Raw genomic sequence first — 18,556 nt, 5'->3', positions numbered from 1 at the left:
CCGGCTGCACGGCGAACTCGGGCACGTCCCGCCGGCTGAGCACGAGGCGCTACACACGATGACCCACCCGGTCACCGGACCCCTGAAAACCAGCTAACCAACTCTCCATCAAACCCGGGGCTTGACAGGGTGGAGGCGTTGTCTGCGGCCGGGTCTGTGGTCACCAGGTCAGGGCGATGTTGTGCAGGTTGGCGATGCCGGAAGCGGCAGCGGTCAATGTGCGGGCGGCGCGGCGGTAGTCGCGCAGGATCTTCCAGTTCTTCATCCTGGCCAGGATGTGTTCGACCTGTGCTCGGACGGTGCGGTGCTGGGCATTCAGGTCCTGCTTCCAGGCCGGTGGTGGGCTGCCGTCGCGGTTCTTGCGGTACGGGATGATCACCTCGGGGTTGCCGCGGTAGCCGCCGTCGGCCATGACGGGCCGTCCGGCCAGAGTCTGGTCGATGCCGGAGGTCCGGTAGACGATCGTGTCGTTGCGGTTGCCCGGCTGGGGGTCTCCGACGGCAATGACCAGGCGGGTGCTGGCGTCGATGGCGACCTGCAGGTTCGTCGAGTACCGGTAGTTCTTGCTCGGCGCCGCGAGGCGGTGATCCCGGGTCGGGATGAGGGTGCCGTCGACGATGGCGATCTGGTCGACCGGCCGGCGGCGCACTGGTGCGAGGGCCAGCAGCGGTCCGAGGGTGTCGATGACCCGGTGCGCGGCGGAATGCGACACTCCGAACAGCGGGCCGATCTGCCGCATGGTCAGGTTCGTGCGCCAGTACGCGGCCACCAGCAGCACCCGGTCGGGAAGATCGAGGGCTCACTGCCGGCCCGGCCGGCCGTCAGCGATCCCGTCTCCGCCATGCTGGGCGACCAGGCGGACCAGCTTGCGGAACTGGGCGGGGGTCAGCCCAGTGAACGGGAGGATCCACTCCTGGCGGGCTGCGGAGATCACCTGCACCCGGGCATCCTCGGTGATCATCCTCAGCGGACAAACGCCGGGGCTACGAGACGTAGACGCCCATCAGAGAGGACGAAGTGAGCAGCCAGTACATCGTCATCACCGGCGGACCAGGAGCCGGCAAGACCACGCTGATTGACAGGATGCGGCGTGCCGGATACGCCTGCGTCGACGAAGCGGGACGACAGATCATCCAGGACCAGATGTCGATCGGCGGGCAGGCGCTGCACAACGGGGACTCACGACTGTTCGCCGAGATCATGCTCAGTTGGGAGATCCGCTCCTACCGCCAAGCCAGCCAGCATGCCGGACCCGTCTTCTTCGACCGGGGGATCCCGGACCTGGTCGGCTATTACCTCCTGCTCGGCCAACCCGTTCCGGCGCACGTGACAGCCGCAGCGCAGCTGTTCCGCTACCACCAGCGGGTTTTCATCGCCCCGCCCTGGCCGCAGATCTACACCACCGACAGCGAACGACACCAAGACTTTGCCGAAGCCATGCATACCCACGAGGCCATGGTTGCCGCCTACACCCACCATGGCTACGAGCTCAGCACCCTGCCCCGCAGCGATGTCGCCTCTCGCGTCGAGTTCGTCAAGCAACGCACAGCAGCCGTCGATCACGGATCTCCTCGATCGCCTCGCCCAAGCTGCCCCGATTTACGAGACGTCTCTTAGAGCGTGTTTGAGATGGGGTTGATCAGGTCCAGGTGAAGGTGCGGCGGGCTTGACGGCGTGCCGGTTTGCTGCGGGTGATACGGCGGGTCATGCCCGCGAATCGCCACGCTTGCGCACCTGAAAGACGCGGTACACGGCCTACGCCCGCCTATCAACGCTGCTGGGAATCCCGATACGGCTGTCACCGACGCGGACGTCCCCACCACTGGTGTTGTCGTTGTGACCTACAGGAGGTCATCTCTTGGATACCAGGATCCAGAACGTCCGACTGAACGCCACGTCAAACGAGCAACTCATGGCTCTGGCAAACGCCGGGGCCGCAGCTTTCGGCCATACCGCCACACTCCAGGTGGACCAGGCCCTGGCCCAGCTTCTGCGGTTACGCGTCGCACAGATCAACAATTGCAGCTACTGCCTTCTGGTGCACCACGCCGCTGCCCGCACCGCCGACATCCCGCCGTCCAAGGTCGAGACCCTTACCGCGTGGTGGGAGACGCACCTGTTCACCGAGGAGGAGCGAGCCGCGCTGGCCTACGCCGAGGCGTTGACCCGAGCCGCCGACGCCACCGTCAACAACCGGGTCCAGGAGGCACACGACAGGATGGCTACGCACTTCACGGAGGACGAGATGCTGGAGATCGTGGCCGTTGTGATCAACATGAACATCTGGACGCGACTCAAGCTCGCCGAGGGTGCCATGCCCACGACGGCGCCTCCCGTGTGAGTTGATACCCGGCCCTGTCATCGGAGCAGGCTGGCAGCCCGCCGGTCTGCCTGCTGGCGACCTCGAACTCGTCGTTCAGGCGCTGACGTCTTTACCGGGCCCCGAGCGGGCATGACTCTGGATTCAGACTCCCCCAAACTGCTTGGCCCACCCGCCACGCCGCGTCAGCTCGTCACTCGTTGCGAGAACCCTGGGCATCGTCGCGCGGCGGCTTTAATGCCTCCAACGACGGGGTCACCCGATTCCCGGCATTCGGACCGAGCTGTAACGGAATCTGACCCGGCATCGCCATAAGGGGGACCGGCGTTGCCGAGCCGGTCCGGCCGGGGTGGACACTTCCCCCAAGAATCGCCCCAACCCACCCCGGCCACCCCGCGACACCCCACCTTGCTACCCAAGTGCGGCCGGACGATATTTTGGAGACTTTTTGGATCACGATCGGATTCTCGAGAAGGATCCCTTCTATGTGGCAATCGACAAGGCGCCATAGGCACGGATAAGAGGGGGTGGTGCGCGTCCGCGCACCGCCCCCTCTAGCTGACTAAGGGGCGCAAGATGTCGCTAAGTGATGACCTGGCAACCTTGGAAGAGTGGCTAAGGAGGCGCGCTCCTGTATCGTATGCCAGTCTTCGTCCTCCAGCCTCGCCAAGCCGGGTGGCGGAGGTGGCCGACGTTTTCGGTCACCCGTTGCATGTCGAGCTCGCCGAGCTGCTCTATTGGCACGACGGGACTACGAATCTCCCCGACGAATCGCTGCAAATTGCACCAGACTTCGGATTCATCGGACTATCGGATGCGCTGTCTGAGTGGCAGCTGCGCTGTGCTGGAGATAGCAGTGCCCTTCAGGATCATCCGTTGATGTCTTGGAGCCCGAACTGGTTCCCTTTTGGGCTTGATTGGTGTGGCGGGGTGATCGTTTTGAACCATGACCAATCCCGAGCCGGTTACGGAAATGTCTTCGCCACCGAGCCCGAACAAGGATCACGCCGAGCCGAAGGGTGGAACTCTGTTACGTCACTTGTGAGGGATGTGCTGGAATCGCTGCATTCTGGCCAAGCTCGGCGTGATTACCAACCAGTCGTTGATGAAGGGGTCCTGACCTGGCAATGACGGCGAGGAATCGCCCCGACCTGGTAGCGGGCTGTACTCGGCGAGGGAGAAAGAGACGCACGGAATTCCAGAAGTGCGCCACGCCCCTCGCGGCGTAGGTAGTAGCGCGCCGCCAGGCCCGCCTAGCCACTTCCAACGACCACCACGTCACACGATCCGGGCATGCTCGCACCTCGCTCGGTCCCCCGGATCATCATGCCGAGTGACCCAAGATCCCGACACGCTGGACAAACGCAGACACTCGCTCGTCCCGGCGACGGACACGGCCGGGACGAGTTAACACTGCTCCCTGCCCGCGAACGGACGGTGACCCGGTCCTGGTTCCACGGCCTATTGATGGTGTTGGTGCAACGATGGAGGACGTGGGAGCTGCGAAAACTGCTATGCCTGTTACCTCGCCGCTGGCTGGCGAGCCGATCAAGCGCGCCGATGCCGAGCGGCTTGCGGGAGTGCTGAAGGCATTCGCCGACCCGGCCCGGCTGCGACTGCTTAGTCTGATCCAGTCCGCTCCGGAGGGTGAGGCGTCCGTGAGTGACCTCACCGCGCCGCTTGGTCTCTCCCAGCCGACCGTGAGTCATCACCTTCGGATCCTCACCGAGGCCGGCCTTCTCGAGCGCGACAAGCGCGGCGTCTGGGTGTACTACCGCCTGGTGCCGTCCGCGATCACGGCGGTCGCCGAGCTGTTGACGCCGGCGCGCAAGCGGGCGACGAAGAAGGCCCGCTGAGCGGCACTGCCGAAGGTCGACACCGGTGCAGGGTTCCAAGGCCGTAGGTCGGCAGACGCCGAAGTCGTCGAGGTGGTGGCGGCACAGTGTGTTCTGCTTAAGCGTGAAGTGCTGGTTGGTGCCGAAGGCGGCCCCAGCCGCCACACCGCCCTCGTCCGCCGGTTCGCCAAACAGCGCAGTCGAACGCTTGTACGATGCGGTGGTGCGGGAAGTGGCGGGGCGCTGGTGGAACGGCATTGTGCGCCGCGAGGCGCTATCGGTCGAGTGGAGGTGAGAGACCTTCACCCGTCTGCTGTCGTAGCAGCGGGCGTGAAGCTGGAGGCAGCCGGACCGCGGGAACGCGCGGGATGGTGGGAAGCAGCCTCGACAACGCCGGGATGGGCTGGCACTGCCAGACGGCCCAGGTTCGGCAAGCGAGACGGAAAGGTGTACGCGAGGAACCGATGTGTAAAGCCTCTTAATTCCACCACCGGCTCGAATCTGGCGGATAGGGGCCGGGATCGCGGACGGACTACCCGGGCTGATTCCGTTCGGGTGGGCATCACGGCAGCGGTGCTGCTGTCCGTGGTGGCGCACTTCAGACGGCCGAACCGGGTATTCGAGCCCCACAGGCTGTGTCCTCCACAAGAGGTCGGGCCGCTACCAAACCCGGGGCGGTTCACTACCGTGGTCGCTGACCAACTTCTCCTTCAGCTTGGCGAGCAGAGCGTCGCCCACCCCTCCTCATAGCCCCTTAAGAAGGTTACATACATGAGGCGCAGCAGCGTACCGCCGAGGCGACCGGGTAGCCGTTTATCGTGGCTGCGGCGAGGCGCCTGGTGACGAAGGTGGTGGTTCCGAACGGCTCCCACGCGCCACCTTGGGTGTCTCAGCGGGGGCGCTCTTAGCGTTCATCGCTTGCACCGCTACGGCGGCGACGAGCAGCGCCCCGGCCGTGACACACAGCAGCCGTACTACAGTCGCCCATGGCAGCTCCTCGGCTGGAAGCAGCGGGGTCAGGGCGTACCCGATGATGGCAACGGCTCCCGCGACGGACCAGAACACCATCGGGCGGGTGCGGACTGGCGGTGGGTTGCCGTGCCAGACGCGTAGCAGCCGGCGGCGGCCAACCGCGACGGCGACGCCGAATGTGAACAACCCGCCGACGATGCTGCTGGGAATGTCGGACACCGTCCACCAGGCGACGTCGCTGACCTGGTCCCAGTCGATGCCGAATAGGATGCGCAGCCACGCCACGGTGTGGGTTAGGTAGTCCCAGGCGATGTGACTGGCCGCGCCGAGCAGCGCCGACCCGGCGGTGATCTGCCAGGGGTGGCGCACTGTGGCAAGCACCCCGTAGTCGGGCAGCGCGAGCGGGCCGAGGTGGGGTAGGTGAGCGGCGAGGGTCGCACCGGTGGCGCGGACGAGCCACGCGCCGAGCAGCGCCACTGGCAGACACCACCACACCAATGCGGTGAGAGTGTGGCTCTGCCACTCCGGTCCGACCCCGAGGAACGCATATCTGACGTCGGGTGCGACCGCCCCGGTCGTCAGCGCGACACCGTCGAACCAGCGGGGCCGCCAGAGCTTGAGCGGGAGCACCACGCCCGGGTGCGACGGGAAGGTCAGCGGCATCCGCGCATCTTCCCATCCAGGATCAATAGTGGCGGTGTCTCGTGGCGCGCCGCACCTGAGGACGTCTCGCAACTGAAGGCATTGCTCGCAGCCAGCGCTGGTGCCCAGCCGGTGTGGGCGATGTTTTGCAGGTGCGCGATCGCAAACGCGGTTTCGGTCAATGTGCGGGCGATGCGGCCGTAGTCGCGCAGGGCCTCCCAGCACTTCATCTCCCGTGAGAACGCCCAGGAGACATCGCTCGTGGGCATCAGCACGACCTCAGCCAAGTCCCCGACCGTCCTTGACCTCGTGCGGATCCCGAACGGCTCCTGCTGCCCAGCGGAAATCGTCAGCACCACAACCGGCCACCGACGTCGGCCGGGAGTCAGCACACGGTGAGCGAGATCGCGAGCATCGGACTCGGTGTCGATGCGACGCACGTCCGCCGGAGGCGCGACGGCAGTGGTCTGCCTAGCGGTGCTCTGGTCGCTCACAACAGCACCTTCCTGTAGATCAACCGATCCTTGTTCCCTCCCACAACCCCCATGTCAGTCGTCGTAGCCGCGGTCGCTCATGATGTCGCGAATCTCGGACGTCGCCAACAGAAGCCGCTCCGCAACCTCCTCGCACACATCGTCAATCATTGTCAGGGCATCCTCGCGGATGGAGGGTCGGCCATGATTTGCGTCTGAGAGTGCGTTGACCCATCCGGCTCATGGAGCGTGGCGCCTGGTCGGCGGCATTAGCGGACGTCGCCAGAACCTCACCCTGAGCATGCTGCGCGGGTCCGCACCCATTCGGCGAATCTCACGGCGTTGTCATACTGGGCAGGAATGACGTTAGCCGTGGCGTAGCTCAGGAGTTCTTCGAGCCGTGGGCTGGAGCCATTCTCGGCGAGCATGAGGGCCTCTGCCCGAGCAAAGAAGACCTCGAAGTTCTTGGCTTTCATGCGTCCGAGGTCTCCGGAGCGGATCTGGTCGAGTAGTGCTTCTCGGTCCATCAGCCGCTTCAGGGTTGGCCAGCCGCGAATAGCCAGTTGCGCGGTCATGTCGATTGCCGCCGCCGATGGATCTCCCCTCTCGCCGCTGATCTCCCACCAGCCGTCCGTGCCAGGAGGCGTGCCGGTGGGGTGCAGTCGGTGGCGGTACAGGCCCAGCGGTTCATTGATTGCTTTGGGGAGTGACCCGAGAGATTGCTGCTGCCAAGCGAGCCATGGCGCGGGCGCAACAGCGAGATTGATGACGCACCGGAGCGACTCCGAGGTGCTGCATGCGGACGACTGCACGTTGACCACAGCCCAGTCACCTAGAGCGTTGGTCATTCGCCAGGTGGGCGCAGACCCCTTGAACCCCTCGGCCCTTGCTGCAGGCGCGACCACGTCACGTAGCGCCGCCCTGAGCGCTGCCTGCGCCGTCATGGACACACCTTCTCAGACCGCATCGCGACGCGGACGCGCTGCCCTACGAATCGCTGCCGGAGCCGCCAGGCGTCGCGTTGCACAACGTACTCGCCCTGGACGGGATGCCGCTGGCCTGGAGCGCCCCACACGAGCAGGCGATCATCTGGTTCGCGTGATTCCGCCAGCGATTCGCAGCGTGGTGCTGAGCCGGACCATGGTCGCGATGTTTGAGGCTGTCCAAAGTCCGCTCATCGGCATGACCGTGCATCACGTCCGGCATGAACAAACCCCGATCAGCGGCTCTAGACTAGAAGAGGACGTCGCGAGGGGCGGGTCTCGTCAACAGGGCGCTGCGACCGCAGAATAACGGGGTGATTTCGGAAGCCGCCCTCGACGAGGTGCTGCGCAGCGCCGCGCGAGTTCGGGTGACCGATGGCGGGGTGTCCGGTGTCCGGGTGCTGGGCGAGGATGTGCTGCTGGAGGTGGCTGAGCCGGCGGCAGTTCGCCAGCTAATCCGGGCCTTGGCCGTCGAGCAGACGACCGACGGGTACTGCATGTGTCACGGCGACCTCGCCTTCGAGTTCTTCGACCGCAGCGGGCGGCTGACCGCGGCCGTGGGATTTCATCACGCCAACTACCTGCGCTGGTCGGGCTGGGACGGCGACGCCATGCTGCGCGATGGCGGCGCGGTGCTGCGCTGGCTCGCTGAGCAGGGGGTCGAAGGTCCGTTGGTGCAGGAGGAACAGCGGCAATGGGAACGCCACGAGCAGCGGCTCGCGGAGCAGCGGTGGAGGGCCGCTGCACCCGCCTCAGTACGTGACCTCCTAGATGTGGCAGTGGACGCCGGCAGCACCGACGGACTACTTCCCGAGGGGATACACCGGCTGGTCGCCCAGCGCGTTGAAGAAGCGATTCCGGATCCGGTCGAACGGGCTGGCGTCATGCTTGCCTGGTATGGCTCCGGAACGGGGCGCTGTTCCGGCTTCCCAGTACACGAAGGACTGCCGGAGCCAGCGCTCGCCGAAACGCCGATCGCCCACCTCGTCCGAGCCCTGCAGGCCTACCCCACGGACGCTCGCATCGACGCCGGCGCCGTGCGGCACCTGTGCGGCTGGAAGACCCGCAAACACCAGGCGAGGGATATCGCCAAAGTCCCGGCAGAGCTGCGGGTACGCCTGCTGACGGCAGCGAGGGAGTCCGGCGACGACGACAAACGCCGCCGGGCGGAGCGATGGCTGAGCGCACCTTCGGGACACCGGCCACGGTAACGCTCTCGCCCGCCTCTGAACCGCCCCCGGCGCACGCGGCGCGCAGAGTTCGGTCGCGCCTCCGCATGCGACAGCGACACGCACTGTTGTCGGCATGTGTGCACTTCGGTGACGCTCGGATCAACGCGCACCTCGCGGCTAGATCAGTACACCTGACCTTCGTCGACGCCCAGCCACGGGTAAGGCAATGCGCCCGGCAGCTATCCGAACGCATTGACATCGACAGGGTCGCATACCGGCCGCCTCCAGCCGGTGGCCTCGGCGGCGATCAGTTTCCTGATCAGAAGGGGGGTGCGTCCTCGCCCATCAACGCCAGCACGACGCCTCCCTTCCCGCTCTTGAGGCTCTGGACCACGACCTTGCCGGTGCTGCCGTCGGGCAGCTCCAACGTAAAGGTCTTCCCGACCGCGTTTTTGGGGCCATTGCCGGCGCTGTTGGCGGGTCGGAAGTCGCCTGCCCACGGCGGGGTCCCACCCTTGCGGGCGGGCTCGGCGAAGAGCGCGGCGGTGCCGGGGGTCCTGGTGCCGTCCGAGGAGAGAAGCACTGAGGCGCTGCGATAGGTAGCCATATACGCCAAGGCTATCCCGGACTGCGCTCGTTCGCGCCACGACAACTGCCCCGTAACGCGAACGGCCACGGGAGCGACCTTGATCTGCTCTCACCCCTTGGGTTGACCGTGCGTTGGCCGCGGCCCGAGCTAGGCCCCGGTCGCCGAACCTGCAGCTTCGGCGGCCGACAGCCCGTCGGCTCGGCCGACGTCTCGCCACCGCGTCCGCACTTGCCCGCACCAGGCCCAGACACCTCGCAGGTTGTCGACGCGCACGATCGGCGGCAGAAGCGGTCGTGTCTGCGGCGGCGGGAGCCGAATGGATGGCTGGAGACCCATGGGATCATGACGTCATGTCGACCCAGCATGATGCCCGTGACGCTCGGGCGACCGACCGCGCCCGAGGAGTTCCAGATCGTGGTGGTTCATGGGGAAGTCTGCGGAAGTCCGGTTCGGCCGGCGGGGCTTTCGGCCGCCGGCGATCCGGTCTGGTGTTCCTGACCTGCCTAGCGCTGGTAGGCGGACTCTCCGTGGTGGCGGCTACTGTCCGGATCAGCTCGTCACTGATTGAGAGAGCGGAGCAGGGCGTGGCCGAGGAGAGCGCGGTCGAGGTCACCCACTGCGCGGGATGGGAGCCGGGGAGCCGAAAGCCCGTCGGCGTGATGGGTGTGGAAGGGGCGCGCAAGCGCGATTCGGCCGGAGAGCCTTACGCGGTGCTGCTCACCGCCGACGCGCGGCCTAGGGCGCTGCTGCAGATCGACTGGGGGCGCCATTACCTGGGCCTGTTCCTCTTCGACGAGCACGGCCGCCGCGACCGTGCCTATGACTACCGCGAGCTCGAGCCGGGCCTGCTCGATCTGCGCCACTACGAGCAGTGGCGCTACGCGTCTGCGGACGAGCCGGAATTCCCCGAGCGCGGCTGGCACTTCACCCTCACGGCCCGGCCGGACAGTGACACCGCCGATGTGCAGCTGGACCATGGCGGCCTTTTCCAGACCAGCCACGACATCCCGGAGCGGCACCGCACCCTGCGCAGGGCCCCGTTCGGCGACTGGACGGCGTACGCGGACGGCCGGATGCTCGGTTTCAAACGCAGTGCCGGCGACGTGACGCTCGTACCCGCCAGGCACAAGGAAGACCAGGAGCACCGGGAGGCCGCAACGCCGCTGTGGGGGGCTCCGTCGGGCCTGCGCCCCCGCCATCTGGAGGCGCTGTTCACCCCGGGCAGTCGGTTCACCGACACCGAGTTCGGCGTCGCGATCGTTACCGAACCCCAACCCGCCGGGGTGCTGCGAGTGCCTACCGGCGCAGTGATCGCCGCCGACCCAAGCACCCTCGGCAGCCGCGATGAGCCGTACACGGTAATGGTCCCGGCGGGAGACCACCCCCTGCTGATCGCCGGCATGCGGTGGGAGAGCGAAGGCTGGAACGAGACGACCGCCGCCATGCTGCGGATCCTCGACAAGCCCACCGCAAGCTGGGAACTCGCGGTCCGTCCCGGGCAGGACATACGGCTGCTCGGCGACGACGAGTTCTACGGCTTCGGAGTGGACACCGGCATGGGCGCATTCCTGGACGCGTCAGGGCGGGACGCCCTCGCCGCAGCGTACGAGCACCGGCAACAGAGCGGCGCCCGGGACGATGACAAGGAGACGGAGGCCGCCGACCCGGCCACCGGCACCAATCTGATCGCCTACCCGAGCGGGATAGGCGACGGCTCCTACCCGGTCTGGATCGGCCGCACCGCCGACGGCGAGGTCACCTGCCTGGTGGCCGACATGCTCGTCCTCCACGACATGAGGCCCCTGCCGCCCACCGCACCCGACACCACCGTCTTCCTCACCCCAACCCCGACGGGCAGCGGCGTGCGACCGGAGCCGAAGCCAGCAGACCCCGAGGCAACCGCCGAGTTCCTGGCCACCGTTGGTGCCAGCATCGCCGCCAAGAAGGAACAGGTCAGCCGTCGCTGACGCACCGCCCGCCCAACGGCGTCCGGGTCCTGGCGAAGCCCGTCGGCGAGTCCAGGCCGAAGGTCCCGGTCCGCCCCGCTGATCCGACCGGACAAAGAGGTCCTAATAGCGGCAGTCGGCATGCGCGCCGCCGGTCACCGTGCCGGCCAAACGTCCTCATCTCGGCATGAGCGCGCGCAGGGCGGCAGATGCGTGCGTTCGTCGTACAGGAAGTCGCGCGGCGCGGGCGCCAGCTCAGGGAAGGTCGGGATCTGGGTGCTCGGCCACGAAACGCTCACCCGTTTCGTCGTCGACCAGCGAGTTGTCGACCAGCCATTCAACAGCCCGCCGCTTTGCGCGCACGCCACGGAAGGCGTACCACGCTGGCAGTAGGTGCGGATACTCCTCGTGCAACTCGTTCTTGAACCGCCGGAAGGCGCCCTTGCCCTGGATCGCTCGCGCGAGTCTGCCGCCGGCCGCCGCATCACTGATCCTCTCGGCGAAGTCGGCCATGTCCTGGTACCAGACGTAGGACGGCAGCGGATCAATACCGACCAAGCCGACGTCGTCAAGGTCGATGGGCGTGTGCCCGTCGATGCCGCCGTCCGTCGTCCAGAACACGATCTCGCCGGTCTGCGGGTTGATCAGCCATCGGTGCTCGTAGTCGGTCTGGTCCTCGAGCGCGGTGGCGATCTCCTCTAGGTCTAGCCTGCCCAGGTCAAGCATCCGGCCACCATAAACCCGTTCCTGCCCGCGCTTCGATCCGCGACCAGCGGCATGACCGGTCACGCTAGACCGAGCGACCAGCGCTAGCATGACAGTCTGTTTGCGCCGTGACCGCAGCCACTTCCGCATGCGGCAATCTCGCTCACTCGGGGTGGCGGGCGCGAGAAGGCTGGCGCGCGTAAGGTCGGCTCGACCGGCGGCCTTCGCGAGACTAGGACGGGGCCGGACATGGACCAAGGCACCCGCGACGAGATGCTCGGCCGCCTGGCTGAGGCAGTCGGGTCCGTCACAGTCGCACGCCCGACGCGGGTTGCCATCGACGGACCGCCCGCCGCCGGCAAGACCACCCTCGCCGACGAGCTGGCCGTCGTCTTGCGTACACAGGGCCGCGACGTCATCCGCGCGACGATCGACGATTTCCTCTTCCCCCGGGCACAGCGCTATCCGCGCGGCGAGTACTCGGCCGAAGGCTGCTACTTCGACACCCACGACTGCAACGCGCTGAACCGGGTTCTGCTCGATCCGCTCGGCCCGGGCGGAGATCGACGCTTCCAATACGCGGTCTACGACCGCACGGCGGATACTACGCTGTCCCCGCCGGTCACGACTGCTCCCGCGGACGCCGTGCTGGTCTTCGACGGCGTCTTCCTCATGCGTCCGGAACTGATTGATCGGTGAGATCTGCGCATCTTCGTGTCGACCGCGCTCGAGAAGACTGTGGATCGTGCCGTGATCCGAAAGCGCCGGGTGTCATCTCGGGCCGAAGTCGAACGGCGATGGCGCGAGCGTTACATCCCCTCCCAAAAGTTCTACTTCGCTACGGTCCGTCCGACCGATCACGTCGACATCATCGTGCACAACGACGAGCCCCAGCAGCCGGTCTGGGAAGCCCAAACACGCTGACCGCCCTCAATTCGGCACGTCCGTGCGCCGCCGCCCTTGGACGGCCGGCTGCGGTCCGTGACGCGCGGTCCGCGGCAGAAGAGGATGCCGGACCGTCCCGCGTCGGGATCCTTGACCGACGACGGATCATCGACTTCATGGCAGGACCGGTTCCGTCGCTAGCAAGCGTCCCATTGATCGAAGTACTTCCCGAGCGCTATCTGACCGCTGTACGTGACCTCTGCAGGACGGCTGACGACCTCGACAGCCAACGTCCACCCACCGATCGCGGCGGATGGCACTGGTGCCCGGCGAACGCCGTACCGCCGACCCAACACGACCGCGGCATCAGCCATCTGCTCCTCGACACGGCCGTCACTGTCTACAACGCAGGCGTCGACTGGCTCGAGCTGACACTCGACATCGCCTGGAGCCCTGCGTCAAACCTCGTCGTGAACGCGGCAGTTGAGGTTGCTTGCTGGTGCGCCCAAGACCACAACACGCACCCAGTCCGCGAAGCCCAGTGGGAGGTAGCAACCGCCGGCGAGCTGGTTGAGGCTTTCGTCGCCGCCGTGGCGACGGTAAAGGGCTGGCTGAGCACCGGCCCGCACGATCCCTACACCTGGCGACGCCAGGCCGGGTTGCCTGACGCGCCGGTCAGCTGTGTCCGGAACGGCCGAGCACTCCGTGTGAAGCAGGCCGCCGCACAGACTTTGACCTGCGAAAACGGGGATGCACAAGTCGTGGTGGGTGCCGTTCGGTGCCGTTGGACGCTGTTTAGCCCCGTTCAATGCACCCGTCTGCTCCAAACCTGCTCCCCCGTTCTCCGGGTCCCAGGAGTGCGACAAGATCCAGCAAGGACTTGCTAGCCGACGGTGACGGACTGACCCCCTGCGGGCAGTCCTTCCCCGGCCGCGTTGACCGAGCACACGGCCACGGTGTACGAGTGACCGCTGACCAGGCCGGACAACCGGATCGAGCGGCCGGTGGTGGACTTCGTCGACACGATGGCGCCCGGCTCGGAGTTGTCCAGGTAGTAGACGACGTACGTGTGCACGGTCTCGCTGTACGGCCCGGTCGCGGCGTCCCAGCGTACGTCTATATAGCCCGGCCCGGGCGTCGCGACGATGTTCGGCGGACCGGCCGCAGTCTGCTGGTTGGCGACGGTGGCGGAAGCGATCGGCGACGGCCCGCTGACCTGCCCGTCGCCGCGAGTGGCCACGACGTAGAACTCGTAGGTGTGGCCGGGTATCACCCACCTGGCGCCCCACGAGTCGGCCGGAATCTGCAACGGCAGCGCCTTGAACGCCTCGCCGGCGGTGGCGTCGCGCTGATAGAACCAGTAGCCGCCGGCGCCGAACGAGTGCTGCCACTCCAGGTCGATCCCGGCGGCGGTGAGCTCGGCCCGCATCCAGCCGGGCGCGGCGGGCACCAGGGGCGGGATGGTCCCGGACGGGGTGCTGTAGGTGGCACCGACCTGGAACTGGTTCCACAGGACGTTGGCGAACGCGTTGGCGATCTTGTGTTCGCCCTGTGGGTTCGGGTGCAGGCCGTCATAGGCGTCGGTGTACGGGTTGTAGCCGGTGGCGAAGTCCACCAGCCGTACCGGTGACGCCGTCGTGTTCAGCGCCTGCAACGCGGGCCCCAGCTTGGCGTTGTACGCGCTGATCTTGGTACCCAGGTCCGGTTGCACGTCCAGTGGTGTGCGTTGGGGCACATTGGCGACCAGGATGCGGATGCTGGGCCTGCCGGCCCGGGCATTGGCGATCAGGGTACGCATGTCGGCGATCAGCCCGTCCGGGTCGGACACGCCCCAGCCCAGGTCGTTGAATCCGAGCTCGACCAGGAGGTAGGTCGGCTGGTACTGACTCACCCGCGAGTACATGTCGTCTTTGGCCTGGTGTGCCTGGCGTCCCCACTGGGCGAAGTGGTCGCTGTCGAAGGTGAGCCCGTCCCGGTAGACCCCGTTGAAGTACGGCGGCGCCGACTCCTCGGGGTAGTTGGCCGGCTGGCTGTTCGGCAGCCGGGTGGTGCCGCGGTAGGGGCCGACGAAGGTCACGTCGCGACCGGCTGACTTCAAGTGTTGGGCGAGCCGGTAGCGCCAGGTGTAGTCGCCCTCGAGACCCTGGCTGATCGAGTCACCGACCACCATGATCGAGTCGAGGAGCGGCCCGATGCTGGACGGTATCGTCAGCTCGGCCCACATCTGCTTGTGGTCCGAGTGCGGTGACGACACCACGGTCGCTGAGTGGACCATCGCCGCCGGCGGCACGAACAGGTAGTCGTACTTGTTGATGCCGTGGGTGGCCAGACCGCTTCGGCACCAGTTCTGCTCTCCGCCGGATCCCAAGTAATTGACCTTGATCTCGTTGCGGCAGGGGCTGAACGCTTCCTTGAACGCGCCGTGCGCCTCCTGGGTCGGGATGCCTCCGTAGCCACTGTGGTAGAGGTTGCTGGTCGCCTGGGAGAGCGGGTCGTCGTTCAGGTCGCCACCGAGCAGCACGGTGTAGCTGGAATAGTCGGTCGCCAGCACCCGCTTGACCTCTGCCGCCTCCCGCCGGCGCTGCTCGACGTTCTCACCCGAGGCGACGAGGTGCGCGGTGCAGACCACCAGCATCCTGGCGACGGATCGCAGGCACAGCATTTCCCGCTTCTCCGAGCCTTCCAGCGCGCCCAGGTCATGCGCCACGGGCTGCGGGTTGACCAGGACGCTGGTGTTGTAAATGATGGCGTTGCCGAACGGCGACTCGTGCTTGCAGTTCGCCACCTGGCCGCTGCCGCTTCGGATCGGGTCGAAGCGCACCGTGTACGTGTCTGGCAGTTGCGCTTCGATCCGTTCCAGCCAGTCGAGGCAGCCCTCGTTGATGGTCAGGAACCCGAGCTGTGGCACCCGCCGGTTGATGTCCTGGGCCAGCGCATCGGCCACCACGTCGCCCTTGAAGCCGTGCTCCGGATGACCACCGGCCATGTTGAACTGTCCGGCGATCAGGGTCTGCGTGCCCGCCGCGAGGGCGCTCGCCTGCGAGGCGGCCGCCGGCGCCGCGGTCGCGGTCGGCGTGGCGACCACACCTCCGGCCGCGGCGAGCAGTAACGCAACGATAAGCGGCCTGAGTCTCATCGGTTCCCCCAACTGTGCGGGGGACCCAAACACGACGGGTGTGCCCCCCGGTCACGTCGTGTGGGTAATCAGCTTTGCCTATGTCTCGGGCCGGCACAATAGGCAACCACGAATACCTGGCTGCCCTACCGCCCCCGCGACCGCGCCAGCTAGATCCCGCTGATCGTCAGGATGCGCAACCCGCGCTCCAGCGGCCGCCGGAGGTCGCCCCGTCTTGACGACGCTTTGGTAGGTGTCGCGGGTGAGTGTGGTGGTGGAGTGGCCGAGTTGGTCGGAGACGACTTTGATGTCGACGCCGGCGGTCGGGGCAGGCGTGCGCCCGGATCCGGTGCCGCGGTCGTGCGGGCGCGTCGGCTCTCTTGACCGCCAACTTGCTGCTTTACTATGGCACTAGTAAAGCAGCAAGGGGCTACCGTGTTCGTCTTCCGGCTCGACACCCACTCCGGCGTGCCGCCGTACCTGCAACTCGTCCAGCAGGTCCGCCAGGCGGTGCTGCTGGGCTTTCTCCAACCCGGTGACCGCCTCCCGCTCATCCGCGAGGTGGTCGAGGACCTGGCGATCAATCCGAACACCGTCGCCAAGGCGTACCGGCAGATGGAGCAGGAGAACCTGGTCACCGGCCGGCCCGGCCAGGGCACGTTCGTCAATGAACAGCAGTCGGCCGCGATGCCGGCATCGACGTACACGTCGCTGCGCCGCGGCCTGGCGACCTGGCTGCGCCGCGCCTACGCGGCCGGCCTCGACGAGCAGGCGGTCAACGCGCTTTTTGCTTCCGTCCACCAGCAGACGAGGAATGAGGACGTGGCGTGACAGCGACCGAGTTCGCGCTGCGCACCGACGGTGTGGGCAAGCGGTACCGGAGGGGCTGGGCGCTGCGCGACTGCACCCTGGCCCTGCCGGCGGGCGGCGTGATCGCCCTCGTCGGGCCGAACGGCGCGGGCAAGACCACGTTGCTGCGCCTGGTCGTCGGGTTGCTGGCACCGAGCACCGGCACGGTGGAGGTCCTCGGCCACGACGTCACCGCCAGCACCCCGCAAACTCTGTCCCGGGTCGGGTTCCTGGCCCAGGACCACCCGCTGTACAAGCGCTTCACCGTCGCCGAGATGCTCCGCTTCGGCCGGGCCTGCAACCTGCGGTTCGACCAGGGGCTGGCCGAGCGCCGGCTGGCGAAGCTGGGCATCCCGCTCGACCGCAGGGCCGGTACGCTCTCCGGCGGGCAGCAGGCCCAGGTCGCGTTGGCTCTGGCCCTGGCGAAGCGGCCGGACCTGCTTGTCCTCGACGAGCCGGTGGCCAGCCTCGACCCGCTGGCCCGGCACGAGTTCCTGCAGGTCCTCATGGGCGCAGTGGCCGAAGGCGGGGTGACCGTCCTGTTCTCCTCCCACGTCGTGCACGAGCTGGAGCGCGTCTGCGACCACCTGGTCGTGCTTAACCACGGCCGGGTCACGCTCACCGGTGACATCGACACCCTCCTCGCCGAGCACCGGCTGCTCGTCGGCCCGCGCACGGCCACCGACCTCGACCGGGCCAGCGCCGTCGTGGAGGCCGTCCACAGCGACCGGCACACGACCCTGCTGGTACGCGACGGCGCGATCCCGGCCGCGCCTGGGTGGCAGGCCCAGCCGGTCGCGCTGGAGGACCTGGTGCTGGCGTACCTGCGCCGGCCGTCCGAGCCGAGCGCCGCGGTCACGTCGGGGGTGGCGGCATGACGTGGTTGATCTGGCGCCAGCACCGGACCGAGGTCTGCGTCCTGGGTCTGCTTGTCGGCATGTTCGGCATTGCCCTGCTCGTGCTCGGGACGCAGGCCCACGACCTGTTCCCCGGCGGTCCCGCCCGGTGTGCGGGAGAGGCCGGTATCAACGAGGCCTGCGCGGCCTCCTTCCGCCGGCTCGACGAGGAGTACGGGTACGTCGAGAACCTCCTGGCGGGCTTCTATCTGGTCCCCGTCGTCATCGGTGCGTTCCTCGGTGCGCCGCTGCTCGCGCGCGAACTGGAGGACGGCACCTGGCAGCTCGCCTGGACGCAGGCCGTGCCGCGGATGCGCTGGCTGGCGGCCAAGCTCGCGGCACTGGCCGGCGTCACCGTCACGCTCACCGGGATGTTCACCGCGGTGCTCACCTGGTTCCGTCAGCCATTCGACGCGTGGGAAGGGCGGTTCCAGTACGACGCCTTCGACCTGGAGGGACTTGTTCCGGTGGCGTACGCGCTGTTCGCGTTCGGCGTCGCCACCACCGCGGGGGCGATCCTGCGGCGCAGCCTGCCCGCGTTCGGCGTCGCGTTCGGGGCGTTCCTCGCCGCCCGGATGGCGGTGGCGCTGTTGGCCCGTCCCGCGTACGCCACGCCGCTCACCACCATGGAGCCGGTCCCCGTCGGCGGCTCGAAGGACCAGGCGGGGCACCGGCCCGTGCCCAGCTTCGCTGACTGGGTGATCGAACACGGCTACGCAGACGCCACCGGGCGCAGGCTGAGCTGGACCGAGTACTACGAGCTGGAGGGTGCCGCCAACCGGGCAGGCACCAACCTCAACCAGTTCCTGCACGCGCGGGGCGTCCAGCAGTTCGGGGTCTACCACCCGGCCGACCGGTTCTGGACGTTCCAGCTCATCGAGGCGGCCCTGTTCATCGCCGTCGCGGCGGTCCTGATCGGTGTGGTGGTGTGGCGGGTACGGCGCCGTATGATCTAGTAGTGCTTTGTCATGATCGGATACGGCTTCGGGGTTTTCGTCTGGTGGGGAAACGGGTTTTGCAGGTGGGGCAGGCACCGGCGAGGGGGAGTGTCATTCCTGAAGGAGTGGGGCCGTGTCAACCCTTCTTGGTCGGACTGCTTGCGACCGGTTTGTGCTGATTCCCGGCTCGGTGCAGGCAAACGCCGGTAAGGGGTCGGGGTCAAGACTCGACCGGA

At 67.2% G+C, this 18,556-nt stretch carries 15 protein-coding genes and 3 pseudogenes; 11 read left to right on the top strand and 7 right to left on the bottom strand.

Annotated elements, in window-relative coordinates; all coding sequences use genetic code 11:
- Window positions 1-160: 160 nt before the first annotated feature.
- A pseudogene (locus KBX37_RS28550) lies at window positions 161-940 on the bottom strand (transposase).
- 77 nt (window positions 941-1,017) lie between these two features.
- Here KBX37_RS28550 and KBX37_RS28545 point away from each other — a divergent pair.
- From KBX37_RS28545 to KBX37_RS28530, 4 genes are all read left to right on the top strand, one after another.
- Window positions 1,018-1,617: an AAA family ATPase gene (locus KBX37_RS28545; RefSeq protein WP_210778992.1), complete on the top strand. Its 600-nt coding sequence runs from the start codon at window positions 1,018-1,020 to the stop codon at window positions 1,615-1,617.
- Between the two features lie 295 nt (window positions 1,618-1,912).
- Window positions 1,913-2,341: a carboxymuconolactone decarboxylase family protein gene (locus tag KBX37_RS28540; RefSeq protein WP_210778991.1), complete on the top strand. Its 429-nt coding sequence runs from the start codon at window positions 1,913-1,915 to the stop codon at window positions 2,339-2,341.
- A gap of 555 nt (window positions 2,342-2,896) precedes the next feature.
- A complete protein-coding gene (locus KBX37_RS28535; protein WP_374103921.1) occupies window positions 2,897-3,451 on the top strand; it encodes an SMI1/KNR4 family protein in 555 nt (184 codons plus the stop codon).
- 353 nt (window positions 3,452-3,804) lie between these two features.
- Entirely contained in the window at window positions 3,805-4,176 is a 372-nt protein-coding gene (locus tag KBX37_RS28530) for an ArsR/SmtB family transcription factor (RefSeq protein WP_374103920.1), read from the top strand.
- A gap of 792 nt (window positions 4,177-4,968) precedes the next feature.
- Here the strand turns inward: KBX37_RS28530 and KBX37_RS28525 are convergent.
- From KBX37_RS28525 to KBX37_RS28515, 3 genes are all read right to left on the bottom strand, one after another.
- Window positions 4,969-5,790: a DUF4184 family protein gene (locus tag KBX37_RS28525; protein ID WP_210778989.1), complete on the bottom strand. Its 822-nt coding sequence runs from the start codon at window positions 5,788-5,790 to the stop codon at window positions 4,969-4,971.
- Window positions 5,781-6,263 carry a hypothetical protein gene (locus KBX37_RS28520; protein WP_210778988.1) on the bottom strand — a complete coding sequence of 161 codons (483 nt, stop codon included), beginning with the start codon at window positions 6,261-6,263 and terminating at the stop codon, window positions 5,781-5,783. The genes KBX37_RS28525 and KBX37_RS28520 overlap by 10 nt, the downstream gene beginning before the upstream one ends.
- 269 nt (window positions 6,264-6,532) lie before the next feature.
- Window positions 6,533-7,186, bottom strand: coding sequence for a DUF4304 domain-containing protein (locus KBX37_RS28515; RefSeq protein WP_210778987.1), 654 nt, complete (start codon window positions 7,184-7,186; stop codon window positions 6,533-6,535).
- Between the two features lie 38 nt (window positions 7,187-7,224).
- Between KBX37_RS28515 and KBX37_RS34935 the strand changes: the two are divergent.
- Both KBX37_RS34935 and KBX37_RS28510 read left to right on the top strand, forming a co-directional pair.
- Window positions 7,225-7,344: pseudogene (locus KBX37_RS34935) on the top strand (DUF2332 domain-containing protein); the annotation flags it as partial.
- A 195-nt stretch (window positions 7,345-7,539) separates the two neighbouring features.
- Window positions 7,540-8,436, top strand: a complete 897-nt coding sequence (locus KBX37_RS28510; protein WP_210778986.1) for a hypothetical protein — start codon at window positions 7,540-7,542, stop codon at window positions 8,434-8,436.
- 280 nt (window positions 8,437-8,716) lie between these two features.
- Here KBX37_RS28510 and KBX37_RS28505 read toward each other — a convergent pair whose 3' ends face one another.
- Complete coding sequence (locus KBX37_RS28505) at window positions 8,717-9,004, bottom strand: hypothetical protein (RefSeq protein WP_074310625.1); 288 nt, start codon at window positions 9,002-9,004, stop codon at window positions 8,717-8,719.
- Between the two features lie 566 nt (window positions 9,005-9,570).
- Here KBX37_RS28505 and KBX37_RS35720 point away from each other — a divergent pair.
- Entirely contained in the window at window positions 9,571-10,953 is a 1,383-nt protein-coding gene (locus KBX37_RS35720) for a DUF4241 domain-containing protein (RefSeq protein WP_210778985.1), read from the top strand.
- Between the two features lie 234 nt (window positions 10,954-11,187).
- Here the strand turns inward: KBX37_RS35720 and KBX37_RS28495 are convergent, their stop codons facing one another.
- Complete coding sequence (locus KBX37_RS28495; protein WP_210778984.1) at window positions 11,188-11,658, bottom strand: UPF0158 family protein; 471 nt, start codon at window positions 11,656-11,658, stop codon at window positions 11,188-11,190.
- Window positions 11,659-11,886: 228 nt separating this feature from the next.
- Here KBX37_RS28495 and KBX37_RS28490 point away from each other — a divergent pair.
- Window positions 11,887-12,561 (top strand): annotated as a pseudogene (locus tag KBX37_RS28490) (cytidylate kinase family protein).
- 844 nt (window positions 12,562-13,405) lie between these two features.
- On the opposite strand, the gene KBX37_RS28485 reads toward KBX37_RS28490, so the two are convergent.
- Window positions 13,406-15,658, bottom strand: coding sequence for a GDSL-type esterase/lipase family protein (locus tag KBX37_RS28485; RefSeq protein ID WP_210778983.1), 2,253 nt, complete (start codon window positions 15,656-15,658; stop codon window positions 13,406-13,408).
- A 414-nt stretch (window positions 15,659-16,072) separates the two neighbouring features.
- On the opposite strand from KBX37_RS28485, the gene KBX37_RS28480 reads away from it, so the two are divergent.
- From KBX37_RS28480 to KBX37_RS28470, 3 genes are read left to right on the top strand one after another with little or no spacing between them, the layout of a single operon-like run.
- Entirely contained in the window at window positions 16,073-16,468 is a 396-nt protein-coding gene (locus KBX37_RS28480; RefSeq protein WP_210778982.1) for a GntR family transcriptional regulator, read from the top strand.
- Complete coding sequence (locus tag KBX37_RS28475; RefSeq protein WP_210778981.1) at window positions 16,465-17,364, top strand: ABC transporter ATP-binding protein; 900 nt, start codon at window positions 16,465-16,467, stop codon at window positions 17,362-17,364. The genes KBX37_RS28480 and KBX37_RS28475 overlap by 4 nt, the downstream gene beginning before the upstream one ends.
- A complete protein-coding gene (locus tag KBX37_RS28470) occupies window positions 17,361-18,338 on the top strand; it encodes an ABC transporter permease subunit (RefSeq protein WP_210778980.1) in 978 nt (325 codons plus the stop codon). The genes KBX37_RS28475 and KBX37_RS28470 overlap by 4 nt, the downstream gene beginning before the upstream one ends.
- Window positions 18,339-18,556 lie beyond the last annotated feature (218 nt).

It is taken from the genome of Micromonospora sp. U56, assembly GCF_018070095.1.
In the GTDB taxonomy this organism is placed as follows: Bacteria; Actinomycetota; Actinomycetes; order Mycobacteriales; family Micromonosporaceae; genus Micromonospora; species Micromonospora purpureochromogenes.
The sequence above is the reverse complement of the archived record's forward strand: the minus strand, read 5'-3'. Positions and strand labels throughout refer to the sequence as shown.

What these genes read in the sequence shown, in the direction of transcription:
- KBX37_RS28540 (WP_210778991.1), top strand. Translation starts at nt 1,913, where the DNA reads ATGGCTCTGGCAAACGCCGGGGCCGCAGCTTTCGGCCATACCGCCACA.
- KBX37_RS28535 (WP_374103921.1), top strand. Translation starts at nt 2,897, where the DNA reads ATGTCGCTAAGTGATGACCTGGCAACCTTGGAAGAGTGGCTAAGGAGG.
- KBX37_RS28530 (WP_374103920.1), top strand. Translation starts at nt 3,805, where the DNA reads ATGGAGGACGTGGGAGCTGCGAAAACTGCTATGCCTGTTACCTCGCCG.
- KBX37_RS28525 (WP_210778989.1), bottom strand. Translation starts at nt 5,790, where the DNA reads ATGCCGCTGACCTTCCCGTCGCACCCGGGCGTGGTGCTCCCGCTCAAG.
- KBX37_RS28515 (WP_210778987.1), bottom strand. Translation starts at nt 7,186, where the DNA reads ATGACGGCGCAGGCAGCGCTCAGGGCGGCGCTACGTGACGTGGTCGCG.
- KBX37_RS28505 (WP_074310625.1), bottom strand. Translation starts at nt 9,004, where the DNA reads ATGGCTACCTATCGCAGCGCCTCAGTGCTTCTCTCCTCGGACGGCACC.
- KBX37_RS28495 (WP_210778984.1), bottom strand. Translation starts at nt 11,658, where the DNA reads ATGCTTGACCTGGGCAGGCTAGACCTAGAGGAGATCGCCACCGCGCTC.
- KBX37_RS28485 (WP_210778983.1), bottom strand. Translation starts at nt 15,658, where the DNA reads ATGAGACTCAGGCCGCTTATCGTTGCGTTACTGCTCGCCGCGGCCGGA.
- KBX37_RS28470 (WP_210778980.1), top strand. Translation starts at nt 17,361, where the DNA reads ATGACGTGGTTGATCTGGCGCCAGCACCGGACCGAGGTCTGCGTCCTG.